Origin of the sequence: Butyrivibrio sp. WCD2001 (genome assembly GCF_000424485.1) — a bacterium.
GTDB lineage: Bacteria > Bacillota > Clostridia > Lachnospirales > Lachnospiraceae > Butyrivibrio.
In genome coordinates this window covers 1-17,605 of record NZ_AUJZ01000031.1, presented here as the reverse complement: position 1 = coordinate 17,605, position 17,605 = coordinate 1, and the positions used below count along the sequence as shown (strand labels likewise).

21 protein-coding genes and 4 pseudogenes are annotated in these 17,605 nt (G+C 38.6%); 12 read left to right on the top strand and 13 right to left on the bottom strand.

Features of this window, described 5'->3' with window-relative positions; genetic code table 11:
* A pseudogene (locus G630_RS0116790) lies at positions 1-307 on the top strand (MFS transporter); the annotation flags it as partial.
* A 149-nt stretch (positions 308-456) separates the two neighbouring features.
* Here G630_RS0116790 and G630_RS0116785 read toward each other — a convergent pair.
* Positions 457-1,041, bottom strand: coding sequence for a TetR/AcrR family transcriptional regulator (locus G630_RS0116785; protein WP_013282475.1), 585 nt, complete (start codon positions 1,039-1,041; stop codon positions 457-459).
* Between the two features lie 164 nt (positions 1,042-1,205).
* Between G630_RS0116785 and G630_RS0116780 the strand changes: the two genes are divergently transcribed.
* The 9 genes and pseudogenes from G630_RS0116780 to G630_RS25970 all read left to right on the top strand — a co-directional run.
* Positions 1,206-2,693, top strand: coding sequence for a radical SAM protein (locus G630_RS0116780; protein WP_013282476.1), 1,488 nt, complete (start codon positions 1,206-1,208; stop codon positions 2,691-2,693).
* A gap of 83 nt (positions 2,694-2,776) precedes the next feature.
* Positions 2,777-2,905: pseudogene (locus G630_RS0116775) on the top strand (4Fe-4S ferredoxin); the annotation flags it as partial.
* Between the two features lie 225 nt (positions 2,906-3,130).
* Positions 3,131-3,382 carry a hypothetical protein gene (locus tag G630_RS25510; RefSeq protein WP_242829955.1) on the top strand — a complete coding sequence of 84 codons (252 nt, stop codon included), beginning with the start codon at positions 3,131-3,133 and terminating at the stop codon, positions 3,380-3,382.
* A 50-nt stretch (positions 3,383-3,432) separates the two neighbouring features.
* Positions 3,433-5,343, top strand: a complete 1,911-nt coding sequence (locus G630_RS22450; RefSeq protein WP_442855960.1) for an EAL domain-containing protein — start codon at positions 3,433-3,435, stop codon at positions 5,341-5,343.
* 260 nt (positions 5,344-5,603) lie between these two features.
* Positions 5,604-6,689: a helix-turn-helix domain-containing protein gene (locus G630_RS0116765; protein WP_026499249.1), complete on the top strand. Its 1,086-nt coding sequence runs from the start codon at positions 5,604-5,606 to the stop codon at positions 6,687-6,689.
* A 105-nt stretch (positions 6,690-6,794) separates the two neighbouring features.
* Entirely contained in the window at positions 6,795-8,045 is a 1,251-nt protein-coding gene (locus G630_RS0116760) for a site-specific integrase (RefSeq protein ID WP_026499248.1), read from the top strand.
* Positions 8,042-9,019, top strand: coding sequence for a tyrosine-type recombinase/integrase (locus tag G630_RS0116755; protein ID WP_026499247.1), 978 nt, complete (start codon positions 8,042-8,044; stop codon positions 9,017-9,019). The genes G630_RS0116760 and G630_RS0116755 overlap by 4 nt, the downstream gene beginning before the upstream one ends.
* The gene (locus tag G630_RS0116750; RefSeq protein ID WP_026499246.1) at positions 9,006-10,034 is read left to right on the top strand and encodes a tyrosine-type recombinase/integrase; all 1,029 of its coding nucleotides are present in this window, start codon (positions 9,006-9,008) and stop codon (positions 10,032-10,034) included. The genes G630_RS0116755 and G630_RS0116750 overlap by 14 nt, the downstream gene beginning before the upstream one ends.
* Positions 10,035-10,146: 112 nt before the next feature.
* A pseudogene (locus G630_RS25970) lies at positions 10,147-10,404 on the top strand (IS30 family transposase); the annotation flags it as partial.
* 423 nt (positions 10,405-10,827) lie between these two features.
* On the opposite strand, the gene G630_RS25675 reads toward G630_RS25970, so the two are convergent.
* The 3 genes and pseudogenes from G630_RS25675 to G630_RS0116730 form a co-directional block, all read right to left on the bottom strand.
* Positions 10,828-11,433, bottom strand: coding sequence for a DnaA ATPase domain-containing protein (locus G630_RS25675; RefSeq protein ID WP_049946272.1), 606 nt, complete (start codon positions 11,431-11,433; stop codon positions 10,828-10,830).
* Between the two features lie 32 nt (positions 11,434-11,465).
* The gene (locus G630_RS0116735; protein WP_026499244.1) at positions 11,466-11,684 is read right to left on the bottom strand and encodes a hypothetical protein; all 219 of its coding nucleotides are present in this window, start codon (positions 11,682-11,684) and stop codon (positions 11,466-11,468) included.
* Between the two features lie 135 nt (positions 11,685-11,819).
* Positions 11,820-12,413: pseudogene (locus G630_RS0116730) on the bottom strand (PolC-type DNA polymerase III); the annotation flags it as partial.
* Between G630_RS0116730 and G630_RS25145 the strand changes: the two are divergent.
* On the top strand, positions 12,400-12,711 hold the full coding sequence (locus G630_RS25145; RefSeq protein ID WP_026499242.1) for a hypothetical protein: 312 nt from the start codon (positions 12,400-12,402) through the stop codon (positions 12,709-12,711). The pseudogene G630_RS0116730 and the gene G630_RS25145 sit on opposite strands and share 14 nt — an antisense overlap.
* Positions 12,638-12,967, top strand: coding sequence for a fibronectin type III domain-containing protein (locus G630_RS24410; protein ID WP_081668027.1), 330 nt, complete (start codon positions 12,638-12,640; stop codon positions 12,965-12,967). Before G630_RS25145 ends, G630_RS24410 begins: the two co-directional genes overlap by 74 nt.
* Before the next feature lie 80 nt (positions 12,968-13,047).
* Here G630_RS24410 and G630_RS0116720 read toward each other — a convergent pair whose 3' ends face one another.
* The 9 genes from G630_RS0116720 to G630_RS24885 all read right to left on the bottom strand — a co-directional run bounded on the left by G630_RS0116720 (position 13,048) and on the right by G630_RS24885 (position 17,474).
* Positions 13,048-13,377 carry a type II toxin-antitoxin system RelE/ParE family toxin gene (locus G630_RS0116720; protein ID WP_022762329.1) on the bottom strand — a complete coding sequence of 110 codons (330 nt, stop codon included), beginning with the start codon at positions 13,375-13,377 and terminating at the stop codon, positions 13,048-13,050.
* Positions 13,367-13,624 carry a type II toxin-antitoxin system Phd/YefM family antitoxin gene (locus G630_RS0116715; protein ID WP_022762328.1) on the bottom strand — a complete coding sequence of 86 codons (258 nt, stop codon included), beginning with the start codon at positions 13,622-13,624 and terminating at the stop codon, positions 13,367-13,369. Before G630_RS0116715 ends, G630_RS0116720 begins: the two co-directional genes overlap by 11 nt.
* A 157-nt stretch (positions 13,625-13,781) precedes the next feature.
* The gene (locus G630_RS0116710; RefSeq protein WP_022762327.1) at positions 13,782-14,432 is read right to left on the bottom strand and encodes a hypothetical protein; all 651 of its coding nucleotides are present in this window, start codon (positions 14,430-14,432) and stop codon (positions 13,782-13,784) included.
* A 79-nt stretch (positions 14,433-14,511) separates the two neighbouring features.
* On the bottom strand, positions 14,512-15,597 hold the full coding sequence (locus tag G630_RS0116705; RefSeq protein WP_022762326.1) for a radical SAM/SPASM domain-containing protein: 1,086 nt from the start codon (positions 15,595-15,597) through the stop codon (positions 14,512-14,514).
* A 97-nt stretch (positions 15,598-15,694) separates the two neighbouring features.
* Positions 15,695-15,967, bottom strand: coding sequence for a zinc-ribbon domain-containing protein (locus G630_RS0116700; RefSeq protein WP_022762325.1), 273 nt, complete (start codon positions 15,965-15,967; stop codon positions 15,695-15,697).
* Between the two features lie 51 nt (positions 15,968-16,018).
* Positions 16,019-16,225 (bottom strand): hypothetical protein, encoded by a 207-nt coding sequence (locus G630_RS25140; RefSeq protein ID WP_196805814.1) that lies wholly within the window; start codon positions 16,223-16,225, stop codon positions 16,019-16,021.
* On the bottom strand, positions 16,197-16,481 hold the full coding sequence (locus tag G630_RS22440; RefSeq protein ID WP_044928675.1) for a hypothetical protein: 285 nt from the start codon (positions 16,479-16,481) through the stop codon (positions 16,197-16,199). Before G630_RS22440 ends, G630_RS25140 begins: the two co-directional genes overlap by 29 nt.
* A 174-nt stretch (positions 16,482-16,655) precedes the next feature.
* On the bottom strand, positions 16,656-17,102 hold the full coding sequence (locus G630_RS0116690; RefSeq protein WP_022762324.1) for an Hsp20/alpha crystallin family protein: 447 nt from the start codon (positions 17,100-17,102) through the stop codon (positions 16,656-16,658).
* A gap of 174 nt (positions 17,103-17,276) precedes the next feature.
* Positions 17,277-17,474: a hypothetical protein gene (locus tag G630_RS24885; RefSeq protein WP_022762323.1), complete on the bottom strand. Its 198-nt coding sequence runs from the start codon at positions 17,472-17,474 to the stop codon at positions 17,277-17,279.
* Positions 17,475-17,605: the final 131 nt, after the last annotated feature.

The window sequence follows — 17,605 nt, the reverse complement described above, 5'->3', positions numbered from 1 at the left end:
TTTTGTTTTTATGACTGGAAATGCCTGGTTGATCGGAGCTGGGATAATTCTGTGGGGGATTGGAATGGGTGCGCAGGAAAGTATTATGAAAGCAGCTGTCAGCGGAATCGTCCCGTGTTCCATGCGAAGCACCGGTTTCGGAATATTTGAGACAGGATTTGGTATTGCGTGGTTTCTGGGCAGTTGGCTTCTCGGTGCCCTGTATGATTTGAATCCTGTGTATCTTGTCACTGTTTCTGTGGTATCACAGTTTCTGGCGATTGCATTTTATGCTTTATGCCTCCGGTGCAATAAGACAGAGTGCTAACAATTCCAGTTTGCTGGAATGAGCATTATATCCGAATTTTATGTTCTATTGGTGCTAAGGGAATTCCGGGGTCAAGCTTCATATGCGCAAGAATTACTTCGTTTACGCCAGGAAGGATCATTTCTCATGTTAGAAGAGGTCCTTGTTAATTATGGCAGTCTGCTCAAAGCGTTATCAAAGATATTTACGCAGATATCAGCCATTTGTTTTTCGTCTTCCTGCATCCCATCCCTGAACCAGCTTATGAGTATTTGTAAAATGGCAGCTTCGGCAGCAAGTCTGAGATACTTCTTTTCTGGGTCAGCTGTAGGATAGAGCCGCTCTGAGACCGCTTTTTCAAGAAAGAGTTCATTCTGAAGAATTCCGGCTTGGTCAAACAGAGATATTATATCTTTATCGTTTTTGACAGCCCGAAAAATATCTTCGAACCACAGATGTGGGTTTTCGTGCAGTTCGGGCTTTTCGCTGATCTCCGCTATACGCTTTATTATTTCATCCCCAAGCTCATGCAGGATATCTTCTTTATCTGTATAGTTTCGATAGAACGCCGTCCTTGATACTCCTGCACGGCGTACTATCTCGCTGATGGTGATCTTCTCATAAGGGTGTTCGCTCATTAGATGCATAAGCGAAAGCTGCAGACACTCTCTTGTCAGCTGATTGGACTCCTTATTATTCATCCTCAGAACTTCTTTTTTTTGCATTTCTGTTAAAGATTCTTTTGAGCTTTTCATTTTTTCTCCCTCTCGACGTTACAAAAAATGCAAGAATGTAACATCGGTTCACTTAAACGAAATATTGTCATGTCCGATGGTAGAGCCATTGTTATTAATATGCTGTGGCGTTACACTTGTTACATCAGAATAATTGTAGCATCGTTTGGGGAGGCATAACAAGTATGGAATTAGCAAAAAACATTTCTCACAAAGTACAAAGACAGGCTTTTAGCATACTGATTGACAGGTTCCTTGCAAATCTCGATAAAACGGAGAACAGGACTGCTACTTATCTTAAGCTTGTTGACCAGGCAGAGAAATTCTGGGGTAAAGATGGAGCCAGAAAAGAAAGCCTTGATAAAGTAAGAGCGGCATTTAAAGATCCGGATAACAGATGGGTTAAGTTTTTGAATAAAGTAATAGATGAGACAGATCCGCATGTTGCAAAGATGATGATGCTCAATCTTGGCTATGAGGCATTTTTCAGAGGCACAAAAATGATCAGGGCAAACAGGGAAAAATACGGATGCAATATCCCATGGCTTATTCTTTTTGACCCTACAAGCGCCTGCAATATGCACTGTGCGGGATGCTGGTCAGGTACTTATGGACCTAAGCACAATCTGTCTTTTGAAGATATGGACAAAATCGTTACCCAGGGAAAAGAGCTGGGAGTATATCTTTACATGATGACAGGAGGAGAACCTCTTGTAAGGAAGAAAGATATCTTGAAACTGGCAGAAAAGCACAATGATGTTGAGTTCTCTATCTATACCAATTCAACACTTATTGATGAGGATTTCTGTAAAGAAGTTGTAAGGCTTGGAAATCTCACATTCCAGCTTTCTATCGAGGGAACTCCTGAGACTAATGACGCAAGACGTGGCCTTGGTCATTATGATGCAGTAATGAATGCCATGGATCTACTCAAAAAGTACGGAATAGTTTATGGAACTTCCATCTGCTATACAAGAAACAACATCGAGGCAGTGACTGATCCCAAGTTCATCGAGTTCATTGCTGAAAAAGGTGCTAGATTCGGATTTTTCTTCCACTACATGCCGGTTGGAAACAATGCTGTTCCTGAGCTTATGCCTACAGTAGAGCAGCGAAAGAAGATGGTGGATCAGATAAGGTTCCTTAGAAGCGTCAAATGTGACCTGGGATTCTTCCCTATGGACTTCCAGAATGATGGTGAAGCTGTCGGTGGCTGCATCGCAGGCGGAAGAAACTATTTCCACATCAATTCAAGTGGAGATGCTGAACCATGCGTATTTGTCCACTTCTCCAACACCAATATACATACACATTCAATACTTGAGATGCTTCAAAGTCCTCTTTTCATGGAATACCATAAGGGCCAGCCTTTCAATAAGAACCATTTAAGACCGTGCCCTATGCTTGAAAATCCGGCTCTTTTAAGGGATATGGTCGAAAGATCAGAAGCTCATGGTACAAATGAAGAATCCGAAGAAAGTGTTGAGCATCTGTGTGCAAAGTGTGATGATTACGCAAAAGAGTGGGCGCCTGTAGCTGACGATATCTGGGCCGGACAGAAACACTATAAGAAGGCATATGAGAATTATGCAAAAAAGGATGAAAAGCCTCTAAACATAGTTGCATTTAAGCACAAACCCAGACAGCATCACTTTAAACATAAGAGAGCTTAAATGCCTCGAATTTTATAGTATTGTTGTTTCATTTACCCTGTCGAATAAAGTTTTATACTTTTCTTTTTCTGATGCAAGGCAGGTTTACAATGATCGGATGTCCCAAACCGGATGAGGGAGATTACACTGAGAAACTGACAGAAGTTATCAGTAACAAGGACATAAGGGATGTTACTATTGCAAGGATGGAAATGCCATGCTGCGTCGGTCTATGGTGTTCCGATGACTCATATAGCGTCGGAACACTTTTTTTATGTTCTAATGGTGCTCCGTGAATCCCTGGTTCAAGTCCCGTATGCGCATAAGTTAGCAATGCCGGAATACTAGAAGTCGCCTTTATCGATTTGTTATTTATTATTTATCGTATTTTAACATAATAATGTTAGAATGAAGTGTGAGTATCTAAAGCAAAGAACAAACAATAAGGCGAGTGTATCATGAAATCAAAAAGGATCCATACTACTATCAGCATAGCCCGCCTTTTCCTGGTAATCTATCTGGGAGTCTTTTTGACGCCTGTTTATGCCTCGTCTGATTCTCCTGCTACAGAATTTACAGTCGGTGTGCCTGTAGACAGATGTCCTATGTTTTACATTGATAAAGACAACGGCAAGATTGCAGGAATCGGCGTTGATCTTATGGAATCCGCTGCCAAAGAAGCTGGTTTCAATGTCGCATTCAAAGTATAAGTGAATCAAATCTTAAGGAAGCCCTTGATAGTACTGAGTACGATCTTGTTATGCCCTTTGGAAGTGCTGTTTCAAGTGCATCTGGTCAAGCGACCATCGTATCGGACAATCTCATCCAGACCCCATTTACCCTTGTGACTACAGATAAGCACTCTATTTCTGACATAAATACCATCAGAGTAGGCATGCTAAAATCACAGGGCGGAGTAGCAGAAACTGTAAAGCAGTTATACCCTGGAATAACGATAAACCTTTACAATTCCATGGCTGATTGCATTAAAGCGCTTAGAAATGAAGAGGTAGATGCACTTTTACATAACTCATATGCGTGGAGCTATGTGCTTCAAAAGCCATCCTATAATGATTTTAAAGTACAGCCTTCTGCCATGTTTTCAATGGATTTTCGTGCCGGAACTCTTGAAACCCCAGAGGGAAAAAAACGAATTGAACTTCTGAACGAAGGAATTGCAGCTATTCCTGAAACCAAAAAACAGGCTATAGCCCTTGATTACACTACCAGAGATCTTTATGTATATACTTTTGAAGACTATCTCTACCAATATAAGTACTTCCTTATTATTGGGACTATCCTTTTTGCTGCTCTTGTTATAATGCTTGTCCTAAGACAGAAAGCATATTTTGAAGAGCAGAAGGAAAAGATGCGGATAATGGAGGATATCGATCCTCTCACTGGTGTGCTCAGCCACAATGGATTCCGTAAAAAAGTTGAGGAACTACTCACTAACAACCCTGATACACCGTATACGATATCCTATAACAACATAAAAGACTTTAAGTTCATCAACGACAGCTTTGGCTGGAAGGCCGGAGATGAGCTGTTAAAATTTTGGACTGAGAGAAGCCTTGAAGTACTTACCGATAAAGAAGCTATAGGAAGGTATGATGGAGATCATTTTGTTATCCTTCGATGTATTGGCGGCAATGAACAGATTCTTCAGGATGAAAAATATATTTTGACTCCTGTTCGCAATTATTTTAGCGATCGTGGAAAAGACTTTGTTGTAAGGCTCTGCTCTGGTATTTATGTTCTTATGCCTGATGACTATAAAGACATAAACGTGGATAAGATGCTTGATTATGCCCGCATTGCAGAAAGAAAAGTCAGAGAATCCAAGAAAGAAGGATTTGAGTTTTATAACCCAAAGCAGTGGGACATGGGAAGGAAAAGTGCCGGTATCGCAAGTCGCCTTCCTGCAGCTATTGAGTCTGGGGAAATACAAGTATGGTATCAGCCACAGGTCAACTATAAGACTGGGATGATAACTGGTGCAGAGGCTCTTTGCCGCTGGAAAAGCAAGAAGGATGGAAACATTTCTCCGGGAGAATTTATTCCGGTTTTGGAAGATGCTGGGCTTATCTATGATCTTGACTGTCACGTTTGGGACACTGTGTGTAAGGATTTGAAGCGATGGAATGATCAGGGCAGACAACTGTGTGTATCAGTAAACCTATCAAGACTTGATATAGTAAAGAACCCTGATGTAGCCGACCACTTTAATACATTAAAAGAGTTCTATAACCTATTGCCTGGTCAACTTCGTATTGAGATAACGGAAAGCGCATATGTCGAAAACTCCGATACCATCATCAAAACAACAACCAAACTTCGTGAAGCAGGCTTTGAAGTTGAAATGGACGACTTTGGAAGTGGTTACTCATCACTGAATATGTTAAAAGAAGTTATCCTTGATCGCATAAAGCTTGATCTTCGATTTATTACCGGTTCAGGTGACCAAAAGATGGGTCGGACAATACTTAGCTACATGGTCCAGATGATCCATGCTATTGGAACTTCTATTATCGCAGAAGGTGTTGAGACACTGGAACAGGCTGATTTCCTCGGAAGTCTTGGATGTGAGGAAATGCAGGGATATTATTTCTACAAGCCTATGCCGGTAGATGAGTTTGAAGAATTAACGGCATATCCAACAAAGAAATAAAGCCAATAAAGAACGATGTCAGACAGGGGGTCCACCTCCCGCTGGAACGCGTTGCTAACGCAAATATCATTGCACAAAAGGAGAATTTAATGACATGTTTTTTGATGTCGAAGGATGACGTGTTAAATGAATTTTTAAGTGCACCACTGCAAGACATAACGCACACCCATGCAGTTACCTTTGCAATATATGATTAATTAGGCGATAATTGTTTATGTTCTGCAGATTGATTACTTCTTGAATATGGGAGGTAATCAGAAATGTCTCAATATAAACATTTAACGTTCCAGGAACGCATTCGCATTGAAGAACTTCTTGAGAAAAAAGTCTCTATCAATATGATTGCTAAAGATCTAAAGAAATCCAGATCCACCATTGCAAGAGAAATTCAAAGAAATCGTTATAAAGTATCTGAACCAAGTTATCGAATTCATCCATGTATCCATAAAAAAAGCTGTGAAAGAATGCATGTTTGTGGGGATGAATCATGCCGTAGGCATTGTAATACTTGTCTGGGTACTTGCAACACAAATAATTGTAAAGATTATGTACCACAGCAATGTCGATTTATCGAGAATTCCCCTTTTGTATGCAATGGTTGTGACAGAATTGACATTACCATGGGGGATAATGCCTGCCGGTATATTAAGTTCAAATATCAGGCAAAACGTGCCCAATTGTTGTATGAAGAAAAACTTACTGAGTCCCGTTCAGGGATTTCCTTTTCTCCTTCTGAGGTAGCTGAGATAGATAATCTCGTATCTCCTCTGCTACTTAATGGTCAGTCAATTTCCACTGTTTTCTTTAATCATCAAAAGGAACTTCCCTGCTGTGAAAGAACACTTTATAACCTTGTAGATGGCTGCTATCTTACTGCCAGAAATATCGATATGCCAAGAAAAGTGAAGTTTAAGACTCGCTACAAGCATGGTACTGGGCGAAATCATGATGTGTTTACATTTGATAGAACATATGCTGATTTCAAGAATTTTCTTATAGAAAATCCAGATGTTTCGATCTGTGAAATGGATACAGTTATTGGTAAGGCTGATGAAGGTCCCGTCATACTAACACTGATGTTGCGAAGTTGCCATCTTATGCTAGCCTTCTTGCTCCCTAACAAGACTCAGAGCTGTGTCATCGATACTTTAAACAATCTATGCAAAATGATAGGAATTGAGGCCTTTAGGCGAATTTTCGGGGTAATAATCACAGACAGAGGTACGGAATTTTCTAATCCACTGGCACTTGAATGTGATCAATATGGGGAAATAAAAACAAGGGTATTCTATTGCGATTCCTACTGCTCCTGGCAGAAAGGTTATGACAAGTTATTTTTTATGTAAAGAAATAATAACAACCCATGTAGTATAAGCAATTATTTGTAGATTTCTTTACATAATAATGCCGATACTGTTACTAAAGACATTTATGAAAGGAGAACGTTGTCTATGGTAACAGATATCAGTGAATTAATTAAACTATGTAGTGCAGAGCTGTTTGACAGACAGTACAAACCTGACTATGCAGAAAAGATTCAGTCGCACTGGGATGAACTAAAATGCTGGATGGAAAAGAACTCTTTAACAGTTTTTTCTGAAAGAATCGCTAATCAGTATTGTGATTACCATATAGGAACCCATCTGCTTTTAGAAGGGATGAGTTTAAAAGACAAAACGCATTTAAGAGCCATTCGTATGCTTGTTTCATATCAGAAAGATGGCGAGTTTGAATTCAGATCACCAAGAGTTGAATACACTTTTTCTGGTAGAACAGGAAATTTAATACAGGAATTCCTTATTTATGCACGAGATGAACTACATAGGACACACTCTACTATTTCTGAGTACACAAGGGTTCTTTCTAAACTAAATGCTTTTATGAAATATCGAAATATCGATTTAGAAATGATAGGCATGGATGAAATAGAAAACTATTTCAAGGAGTACTGTGAAACAGTTGGCGCAAGGCATGATTACGCCAATTCCCTTCGTCAATTCTTTAGATATATTTATAGCAGGCATTATACGATAAAGGATCTATCATCATTTATACTTCCTGACAGTTTTAATCAGCATAGCAGCATTCCTACGACGTATACTGAAGAAGAAATCAGCAGAATAATAAATGCTCCGGACAGATCTTCTGCTATAGGAAAAAGAGATTATCTTGTATTGCTACTTGCAGCTGAGTATGGCTGGAGAAGTGCTGATATAACAGGCTTTAGGCTTGATCAGATAGATTGGGATAAAAACATCATACGATTCGAACAACAAAAAACTGATGTCCCAGTAGAGTATCCGCTCCTTTCCTCGGTAGGAAATGCTATTATAGATTATCTTCAGCATGGAAGGCCAAAATCTGAACGGCCAGAAGTTATCCTTTCATCAGAACAATCAAAATATGGAAAGCCATTAAAATCCCCTACTATTCATTCAATTGTTACAAGATATATGAAAAAAGCGGCTATAACTGGATGGAAGGATAAAAAGCATGGAGCCCATTCTTTAAGACATAGCCTGGCCTCAAATCTATTAAAGAGAAATGTTTCTCTTCCGGTTATTAGCACAGTTCTTGGACATCAATCTACTGAAACTACGAAAATATATTTAAAAGTAGATATTGATCGCCTTCGTACTTGTACTTTGAGTATGCCTACACTTTCTTCCCGTTATTATAGAAAGGAGGCAACAAAGTCATGAAATATACTTATGTCTCAGGATTTGCAGATGAGATGAACTGTTATATCGCTTATAAAGAAGCATCAGGTTTCAAAAGACTCTCATATGAAAAACGTTTGGCCCAGTTTGACAGGTTTTGCGTATCACAAGGAATAACGGATGTAAGATTTACCGAAAATGATGCAATTGCCTGGGCTGTTAAGAGGGATGAGGAAGCTGTAACAACTCATTATTCTCGCATTAACTTTGCCAAAAATTTCCTGCTGTATTTGAGCAGAAAGGGTTATGATGTCTACATTCCTCATGATATCAAATCAATTCAAAGCGACTTTAAGCCTCATATATATACAGACGATGAGATTTTTAGGTACTTTCAGGCAGTGGATACTTATGAGCCTGATAAAGGGAATAAAAAGAATCTTATTCAGCTTCCTGTACTATTCCGGATTCTCTACTGTTGTGGAACAAGAATAAATGAAACTCTTGGCATAAGGAAAAAGGATGTAGATTTTGAAAATGGAATAATAGCTCTATATGAAACCAAAAACGATTGTGCTAGGTACATTGTGCTTTCAGATGAATTGCTAGATTTAATAACACAATACGCAGATAAATGCTTCTATGCCCTTGAAGATGATGAATATATTTTTACAAATGTAAATGGTGACCGGCTCTGCGGAGATGTCATATATGAACTTCACAGAAAGTTTTTGGATAAGGCCCAAATACCATATTTTGGCGATGGTAACGGACCAAGGATACATGACTGGCGACACACTTTTGCAGTACGTTCGTTTAAGCAGATGGTAGACAACGGCGTTGATCTTTATGTTGCATTACCGGTACTGTCAACATACCTTGGACATAAAACAATATATGCAACTGAAAAGTATTTACGCCTTACAGTAAACATTTACCCCTACATAGAAGAAAAATGGGCTGCAAGTATAAATGATATTTTTGGAAAGGTGGCGACTATCTATGAACAGGACTGACTTTGCCATCTTCTTGAACAAGTACTTAACTGATTACATGGTAAATGATCGTGGCTGTAGCGCTAAAACAATTGATTCATATAGATATGCATTCATTAATCTTTTGCAATACTATTCAGAAGAGGAATCCATTGACGCTGATAAAGTAACGTTATCCGATTTGACATATGAAAATATCATTAGATTTCTTGAATGGTTACAAGAGCACCAGCATAATAGCATTTCATCACGAAATCAAAAACAAGCTGCAATAAATAGTTTTATCCGGTATCTCTCATATGTAAAGCCGGAATATATGCCGGAATATCAAAGGATACTTGGAATTCCAATAAAGAAGGTTCCGCAGAAAGAGATATCTTATCTCAAAGAGGATGGCGTAAAACTCTTAATGGAGCAAATCCCACTACATAACACAAACGGATTAAGGGATTACATAATTCTGATGATGCTCTATACAACAGGGATGAGGGTAAGTGAACTTATAAACATAAGAGTAAAAGACATATCGCTTACATCTCCATATACAGTACTCGTACACGGGAAAGGACAAAAGAGCCGATTTGTTCCATTAAGCAGCCTTATAATTCCGATAATCAAACAGTACATTAAAGAAATGCATTACGATGTCCCTTCACATATGGATGACTGGCTTTTTATTAACCACATGAAAAACCAATTCACTAGACAAGGGATATGTTACATAGTAACAAAGTACTCTGATGCAGCCAGAAAAATAGACCCTAACCTAATACCAGTAGATATGAGCCCTCACAAGCTCAGGCATTCAACAGCTATGGGTTTAGTTGCTTCGGGTGTTGATTTAATTTACATCAGAGACTTACTCGGACATGTAAGCGTTAGAACAACTGAACGATATGCAAGAGCTGATGCCAAACTCAAGCGTGAAGCCATTGAAGCAGCCAGCAAAGAAATCGTTCCAAAGGAAGAGCCACAGTGGGATAATAATATATCACTTAAGAGTTGGCTTAAGGATCTGTGCAAATCTAAACTTTAAGAATCATTATGTAAAGAAATCCATTAGTAATGCCTGAAAATAGGCTGACTTTAATGGGTTTCTTTACATAAAAAATAACTTGTCATAACCTTTCTTATGTAAATCTTTACATAAGAAAGGAATGATCGAGAAAAACCATGAGTTCATCAGGTATGTTATACCCAAAGGGACAAGCTTTTTAAACCTGTCCCAGTCAGATATAACGCTTGTCATGAATCATATCAACAACTATCCCAGAGCTTCATTAAACAACTGTACGCCATTCGCACTGGCGGAAATGCTTGTTGATAATAAGCTTCTGGAAGTGCTTGGATATCACAAAATCTTGCCGGACGATGTGATACTTAAGCCGTCATTGATAAAAAAATAAATCAATAGAATTATAACAGAAATCAATCTGCAGGACTAAGTGCATAGTATTTAGAAAGTGGTGTGAAGTGACCGCTTAGTCTTGCAATAAATTGGTCAGTTCTCTGTTTTCTATGCCTTTATAAAAGAAAAGCCGCATAAAATCTTGCTTTTCAAGATTGAATAATGCCAGATCTTATGCGGTTACTTTTACATTTCAAAGAAATTTCAAAAGTGTGCACTAACCTTTTCTAGTAACGGTCGAAGGATGACGACTAAAGTTTTATTCTAAACGCTCTTTTCCAAGATTAAACGCAACATAAAATGATACATGTGCATTTAGTCTGAGAATAATTATGATATGTTTATCAGCATCCATGGTGATTAATTGCCATGGATTTTTCTTTGAATATATTCCCGATTCCAAATAAAATAGACATGGACTTTATTTTCTTGGTCCGTAAAATATAGCATTGGTAAATTCCTCAGATGTCACGTACAATACCGTCTTTTCAGGCGTATTATGAAGAATATAATTACCTATAGCTTGCAACAAATGTGTTTTTCCCAAGCCTGGACCACCATATAAAAATAAAGGATTATATGCATTCCCGGGATCCTCAGCTACCGCTACTGCCGCACTATAGGCAAATCTGTTACTGTCACCGACAACAAAGCTATCAAAGGTAGATTTGCTTTTTAGACGGGCTCCTTGTTGTATCCTGTGCTCCTCACTTCTCTTCTCCTGAGTGACAGCATTAGCAACATCGTCGGATATGATATATACAACCTGTAAGGAGTCAATTCCAATTACTTCGGAGATGGCAACTACGAAAAAAGCATTAAATCGTTTGTTAATATAGTCAATTGCCATCCTGTTGTTATGTGGAATTAGGATATAAGCTGTTTCTGACTCGTATTTCTCAAAAATAAGAGGCTCTATCCAGGTTCCGTATACTATTGGAGATAGCCCACATTCTTTTCGGATTGTCTCTTTTATCGAATTCCATTGATTCCTTATTTTTTCATCTAATAAACTATCTTCAGGCATCTGTTCTTCTTCCTATAATAAATACACATATTTCAAGCCTTTTTTGAGCTATACTCAATGTACTTTGGAAGCCACCACTTCATAGCTCCTACCAGTCTTTTTCTTTCGGGATTATTCATCAGGTACATATGGTTTTCATTATCTTCATCCATTCTGCACTGCTCATAATACTGGCAGGTTCCGCAAAAAGACTTACAACCCCGGTTATCTTCAATAAGACAGTTTTTGATCCAAAACCATATTCTCTTCATAGTGAATACCTTCCTTTCACAATACGAAATAGTCTGCTCTCCCCCACTAATCCGAGTTACATTTATCATGATGTATCTCTTAGTAAACTTATGATAAATTATGGTATGGACTAAATGTGTCCACCTACACACTTTTTATTCCAGGAAATCAAAAATACTGATCTGGCTGGACTGCGGCAAATTACCCAGCATTCCCATCTCATCCATGGCTTCTTCCATTTCAGGAGTAAGGCCCTTGCCTTTTCGCACAGACTCCATGGTCTTGAAGGAAAGTGACTTATCCATACCCTTGATGATGAGGTAGACCATGATATCATCACGGCAGCATATACATGACTCAAGTGTTGCTGTACCCTCTTCTATTAGTGTATTGGCATTTCCAACCCATACATCGGTTCCATGAGAAAGACCTGATATCCTTATGAGATCTGAAAAAGATGTAGGCTTTGCATCTATAACCATGTTCATCGCAAAATCAGTACCAAATTCCGGGATCCCAAGGCAGCCCAGTTTTGTTTCGCCTATCTGCTCGGGAGTAATTCCGATAGAGTCTGTACTCATGAAAAGCTCCATGACATTTTTGTCATCCAGTGGCACATCTTTTGGATCAAGCCCGGTGCAGTCATTTAAGAACCTTATCATCGTTGGGTCATCATGTCCCAAAATATCCAGCTTTAGCAGGTTGTGATCTATGGAGTGATAATCAAAATGCGTTGTGACAATAGGCGTTGGCGAAAGCATTACAGTAACAGCCGATATAACAATCAAAGCTGAATGGAAGAATAAATCCGGTAGTTCTTCACCTGAACCTTCAACACCTACAGATCCGACAACGCCTACAGACCCTGCAGATCCAGCTAAACCAACTGACCCTACAGAACAGACAAAGCCAACTGATACAGCAACAGATTCTTCAAAGCAGGTAACAGCTGAAGATTCCACTGCAGCAAAAAATGCGGAAGAAAAGGCTGAGAATATCAACAAAAAACAGAAAAGTACTTCTATTTCAAAGCTTAAGGGCAGGTAAGAAATCCATTACGATTTCATGGAAAAAGCTGACCGCTAAAGACATCAAGGGTTATGAAATTCAGTACAGTACAGATAAGTCTTTTAAGAAAGATGTTAAGACTGTTAATATTGGCAAGACTAAGAGGACATCAAAGACTATAAAGAAACTTACGTCTAAGAAAAAATACTATGTCAGCATCCGAACATATAAGAAATCTGGCGGAGAAAAGATATACTCCAAGTGGAGCAAATCTAAGAGTGTAAAGGTTAAATAAAACGGTAAAATCGGAGGTGTTCAATATGAGCATCTCCGATTTTTAGATATATTATGTGCTATATAGCAAGGACTGCGGTGTCATAAATCCTTCAAAATCTTATCCTGATCACGTTTACCATAAACCACTCTAAGAACGACAACCCTTGCATTTTCATCGTCAATAATGTAGTAGGCAATGTAGTTATCAACAAGGAATCTGCGAACATCATCACGCTTTAAGAAAGGATTCTCGATAGGTCGCCCTGTTTTGGGATTCTTGCATATTTCTTCAAGCTTATCTTCAAGAGTATCTGCAAATGCAGCCGCTGCATCTGGATTTGCTAAATCATCTTCGATATACGAAAGGGTCTCATCGATATCAGCTTCTGCAATTTCGGTAAAATCGTAATCATATCCTTCAAAGACCATGTTTTTCCCTCAGCTTCTTCAAAGATTTCCTTCCATCGACAGTCCGGCCGTTCTCGTAGTCTGAAATCCCCCTGTTGACAAGAGAAGCCTCATCAATCTTTCTCATAGTACGTTCATAATAATCTATATCCATCACAACAAGCCGGCCATATCCATTTTTGGTAACAAAGACAGGCTCATTTGATTCAGCACATCTGCGTTCTATTTCTACAGTGTTTTTTAAATCTCTCATTGGAACTATCTGCATAACGTGCACCTCCTTTGTGACTAAATTATATACCAAGTATAGCCACAAAACAATATAAGAAAATCATTGACATATAAGATAGCAGACTGTATATTCAAAAAAGGATGTAGCCAATCTGACCACATCCTTCATAAACCTACATCATTATATATTTTAATTACTTATCTTCCTTATAATCTGTATCCTCAACCTCGCTTCCACAGGAAGGACAATGCTTTACATCACTTGAGCCAATAGTCCAGTACTCAAATATTTTCCCGCAATGATGGCATTTATAAAAATATGTTCCACATGGTCCATACAATCCGTAAGAGACATTTCGATATGGCTTAAATGCCCCTTCACCACGCTTAGTTCCGCAATATTTGCAATATTTGTCTTCAGGTTCTAACTCCGAATGACAATTGCCGCATCGATCTTTATAATCTGTAGTAGAAATGAGGCCATCATCTTTCAGATCATATTCAATAATTGTAATAATACCCTTGAGATTCCTTACAACTGCATCAATACTCTCATATCTGAATTCGTTATAAAAAACAGTATCTTCCTTTAGTGAATAATATGGAGTATATGGCTCCAACTGGCAGACTAGATGGTGAAGTACTTCATCATCTTTATCACAAAAGAACGCAAAAACTACCTGCTTATCAGAATTATTAAGTGCTGTTACATCATCAGCATCAAACTTGTCTTTTTCAAATAAAATGACTTGTCTTTCTCCTAGCTCTTGTGCTTTGTCATAAATTTCCTTTTTATTCACAAACAGATAGTATTCTTTTTCTGTAATTGGTAAAGATAACTGCATATTTCACCTTCCCTTACTGATGAGTTCATCACTCGTTAGCAGCAAAAATAATAATTATCGGTTTTGGGTATCTGTATAGTCATTCCGCAATATCGTCTATCATTTTTGAAACACAATACAGCGGTTCATTTGCATCATAATCCCAGGTATGTGCAGAATCTCCCATGCAAACACCTTTATGTGGACAATCCTTACAAACGGCACTTTTCGCGGTATGATCACTTCTGAATCTCTCGAATCTAATCTCCCATACAGCACAGAAACTGTCCTTATATGCATTCCCCTGCACAAGATCCGGTCTTCTTTCAATATCAAGACAAGCAACAATATCGCCATTAGCTCGGATGCTCGCTATTTTTGTACCGGCTCCACACTGAAAGTAGTAGTCGCGAAGCTCATTTTCATACTCATATGTGACAAAATGTGAACAGCCATATGTAACATCCATATCATTGTCAGGATCAAAGCGTTTTTCATGGATAAAATCGTATAATCCTCTGAGCTGTTCTCCATCAAGAAGTAAATCTTCATGCTCTTTTGCCCTGCCTATAGGATCCATATTTACAACACGCCACGAATAAAAGTCCTCTGCTTTAACAAAGTTATAAATATCTTCTAGCTGATCAAAATTGTTTTTATGGATAACAGTAAGCGCCTGCGGCTCTATTCCTACACGCTTCAATGCTTTTACTCCCTGCATTGCTTTCCTGAATGCACCGGGGCTCCTCCTAAAAGCATCATGTGCTGCTTCTAAGCCATCAATACTAATCGCTACCGTATCCAGACCAGCTTTTTTAAGATTCTCAGCCATTTTGTCATCAATCAGCGTTCCGTTTGTAGTTATCCCTATCGGGAAGCCAAGATCATGGGACACTGCAATAACCTTAATAAAATCCGGATGAAGCATAGGTTCTCCGCCGGTAACGCATATCATAATTTGCTTTGGATCATACCGCTCAGATACTTCCTTCAAAGTCCTACTAATCACTTCAAAATCAAGGTATGTCGCATTGGTATTTAAGCAGCTGCTTCCGCAATGTATGCAGTTCAGATTACATCTGTCCGTTAGTTCAAAAAATAAAAAGGTGAGCTTAGGATTCTTCCATAACTGCCTCTGATAGGTCGCTAAAGCCTGCATATTCTTTTCTTTGATTGGATGGTACATTTTTTACCCTACCTTATTATTTCCTTTATACCTCTTTATGGCTATAGTTTACAAAACCCAATGGACAATTAATGTCCATTGGACCATTTTCTAAATCTTAAAACATTCCAAATTCTTCACTAACCTTCGTTATAGGTGATTTGCCGCATTCAGGACAATATTTACTGTTATCACCACCTAAGGTTTTAACTGTCCATTTCTTACCACAAGAGTTACATTTATATTTAACCGTTACCGGAGGACCATATACACATGTAATCTCATTATCAAATGGATCAAATTTTCCTTCGCCTCGCTTTGTTCCACAGTATGGGCAATAATTCTGATCCTTTTTGAGTGGAGAATGGCAGTTTCCACAATATTCTTCCATATATAAATGCCTCCGCTTAATTGCTCTTTCAAATATTACGACATATATAGGTTAATCGTCGGTGATGTGATTTATGCTATACTCCAAATCATTTTTAACTGATTCGATAGCGTTTTCTATATCTGTAAATCTTTCATCAAAATCCATATTATAGCATCTGTTATCCCATACAGACTCTACAGCCCTGACGACGTCATCATAATCTAGATCATTCGCATTTTCTTCTATACTATCTTGTATGCTCAGTGAGATGAGCATTGTCAAAAATCACAAAAGAAACCGGTGTCTTAACGGGCATAGGTTTCTCATTGACTCCCATCTTTTCCTGTACACGCCCGGTATTAAATGACCACAGATCTGTAGTCTGTTCAATCTCATAATATTGATGAAGTCCTTCATTTAGTCCTTCCATTTCAGGAAAATCCCTGTCTACATCCATGTTATCAGTTGATCCGGTGCTGATTTTTCCGTCTACAGACATTAGCATAAATAATGTTGTAATTGGTCTATTCATATATCCTTACCTCTTCCTGATATTTATAGTATCAGTTTAATCCGATGGTGTTAGTATTACCCGACATTTCTTGCTCTGATTTGTCGTGAAAATCATAATACAAAAAACATCCCGAGGTGATTGGTCTCGGGATGCCTTTTAGGAGTTTTCTTATTATGTGGAGCCTATTGGCTCTTAAGCTATCATGATATGTTTCTTTTCAGGAAGCTTTTCCTGTTCTTTCTTAGGAATGGTAAGTGTCAGAACTCCGTGATGGAAGGCTGCCTTTACGTCCTCTTCTGTGATCTGGTCGCCTACATAGAAGCTTCTCTGCATCGAGCCACTGTATCGCTCCTGCCTGATCAGACGTCCTTTCTTATCATTCTTGTCATTGTTCATGTTCTTTGAAGCACTGATTGTAAGATACCCGTCATTCAGTTCAAGGTTAATATCCTCTTTGGCAAAACCAGGAAGATCAACACTAACTTCATACTGGTTATCCTCTTCCTTAACATCAGTCTTCATCAGCCTGTCGGCGTGACGTCCGTAGAGCTTCCGCTCCATGTTGTTCAGTTCTCTGAAATCCGGAAAATTGAACAGATTGTCAAAAAGATTTTCTTCAAAAATACTAGGTGCTAACATAGTTTTTTCCTCCTTTGCATCAAAAACATTTATTTTTGAGCATTGGGACGGAGGGTTCAGATCTAGGGAACCTAAGTCCTTATGGTCTTCTCTGTTCCTTTGTTCTATATATGGTATAACACCAAATTAGCACTCTGTCAAGTAGAGTGCTAATTTTCTTATAGGATTTTTATATCATTTCCAATAAATATCAAAAAACTGCTGAGGTCCTTTAAATAGAGTAACTATGCTCCCATCATTAAGGTCTACAACCTTAAAATAGATATCCTCATCATCTGTCGGAGCACCTGCTCCCCAGGGATGCATCTCCTCATGAACTACCACCACCGACTCTGCGTCGGAAGAGGTTTCTGTTATGCCACAGAGCGGCATGAACCTTTGGGATGCTTAGCGCATCCCAAAGAACAGGGCATGTCCACTATGCCTCTATCCCATTGGGTTACCTTTGGGAATACTATTCTTAAGATATTTGCAGCTCCGTTTATGTCTGCATTTGTTATTGT

Bases quoted from the DNA above. Each gene is read 5' to 3' on its own strand.
- G630_RS25510 (WP_242829955.1), top strand. From the start codon at position 3,131: ATGAAATCAAAAAGGATCCATACTACTATCAGCATAGCCCGCCTTTTC.
- G630_RS0116700 (WP_022762325.1), bottom strand. From the start codon at position 15,967: ATGGAAGAATATTGTGGAAACTGCCATTCTCCACTCAAAAAGGATCAG.
- G630_RS0116710 (WP_022762327.1), bottom strand. From the start codon at position 14,432: ATGCAGTTATCTTTACCAATTACAGAAAAAGAATACTATCTGTTTGTG.
- G630_RS0116760 (WP_026499248.1), top strand. From the start codon at position 6,795: ATGGTAACAGATATCAGTGAATTAATTAAACTATGTAGTGCAGAGCTG.
- G630_RS0116765 (WP_026499249.1), top strand. From the start codon at position 5,604: ATGTCTCAATATAAACATTTAACGTTCCAGGAACGCATTCGCATTGAA.
- G630_RS24410 (WP_081668027.1), top strand. From the start codon at position 12,638: ATGCGGAAGAAAAGGCTGAGAATATCAACAAAAAACAGAAAAGTACTT.
- G630_RS0116780 (WP_013282476.1), top strand. From the start codon at position 1,206: ATGGAATTAGCAAAAAACATTTCTCACAAAGTACAAAGACAGGCTTTT.
- G630_RS0116785 (WP_013282475.1), bottom strand. From the start codon at position 1,041: ATGAAAAGCTCAAAAGAATCTTTAACAGAAATGCAAAAAAAAGAAGTT.
- G630_RS22440 (WP_044928675.1), bottom strand. From the start codon at position 16,481: ATGAATAGACCAATTACAACATTATTTATGCTAATGTCTGTAGACGGA.
- G630_RS0116735 (WP_026499244.1), bottom strand. From the start codon at position 11,684: ATGAAGAGAATATGGTTTTGGATCAAAAACTGTCTTATTGAAGATAAC.
- G630_RS0116720 (WP_022762329.1), bottom strand. From the start codon at position 13,377: ATGGTCTTTGAAGGATATGATTACGATTTTACCGAAATTGCAGAAGCT.
- G630_RS0116690 (WP_022762324.1), bottom strand. From the start codon at position 17,102: ATGTTAGCACCTAGTATTTTTGAAGAAAATCTTTTTGACAATCTGTTC.
- G630_RS0116750 (WP_026499246.1), top strand. From the start codon at position 9,006: ATGAACAGGACTGACTTTGCCATCTTCTTGAACAAGTACTTAACTGAT.
- G630_RS0116715 (WP_022762328.1), bottom strand. From the start codon at position 13,624: ATGCAGATAGTTCCAATGAGAGATTTAAAAAACACTGTAGAAATAGAA.
- G630_RS22450 (WP_442855960.1), top strand. From the start codon at position 3,433: ATGCCCTTTGGAAGTGCTGTTTCAAGTGCATCTGGTCAAGCGACCATC.
- G630_RS25675 (WP_049946272.1), bottom strand. From the start codon at position 11,433: ATGCCTGAAGATAGTTTATTAGATGAAAAAATAAGGAATCAATGGAAT.
- G630_RS0116755 (WP_026499247.1), top strand. From the start codon at position 8,042: ATGAAATATACTTATGTCTCAGGATTTGCAGATGAGATGAACTGTTAT.
- G630_RS0116705 (WP_022762326.1), bottom strand. From the start codon at position 15,597: ATGTACCATCCAATCAAAGAAAAGAATATGCAGGCTTTAGCGACCTAT.
- G630_RS25140 (WP_196805814.1), bottom strand. From the start codon at position 16,225: ATGCTCATCTCACTGAGCATACAAGATAGTATAGAAGAAAATGCGAAT.
- G630_RS24885 (WP_022762323.1), bottom strand. From the start codon at position 17,474: ATGCCGCTCTGTGGCATAACAGAAACCTCTTCCGACGCAGAGTCGGTG.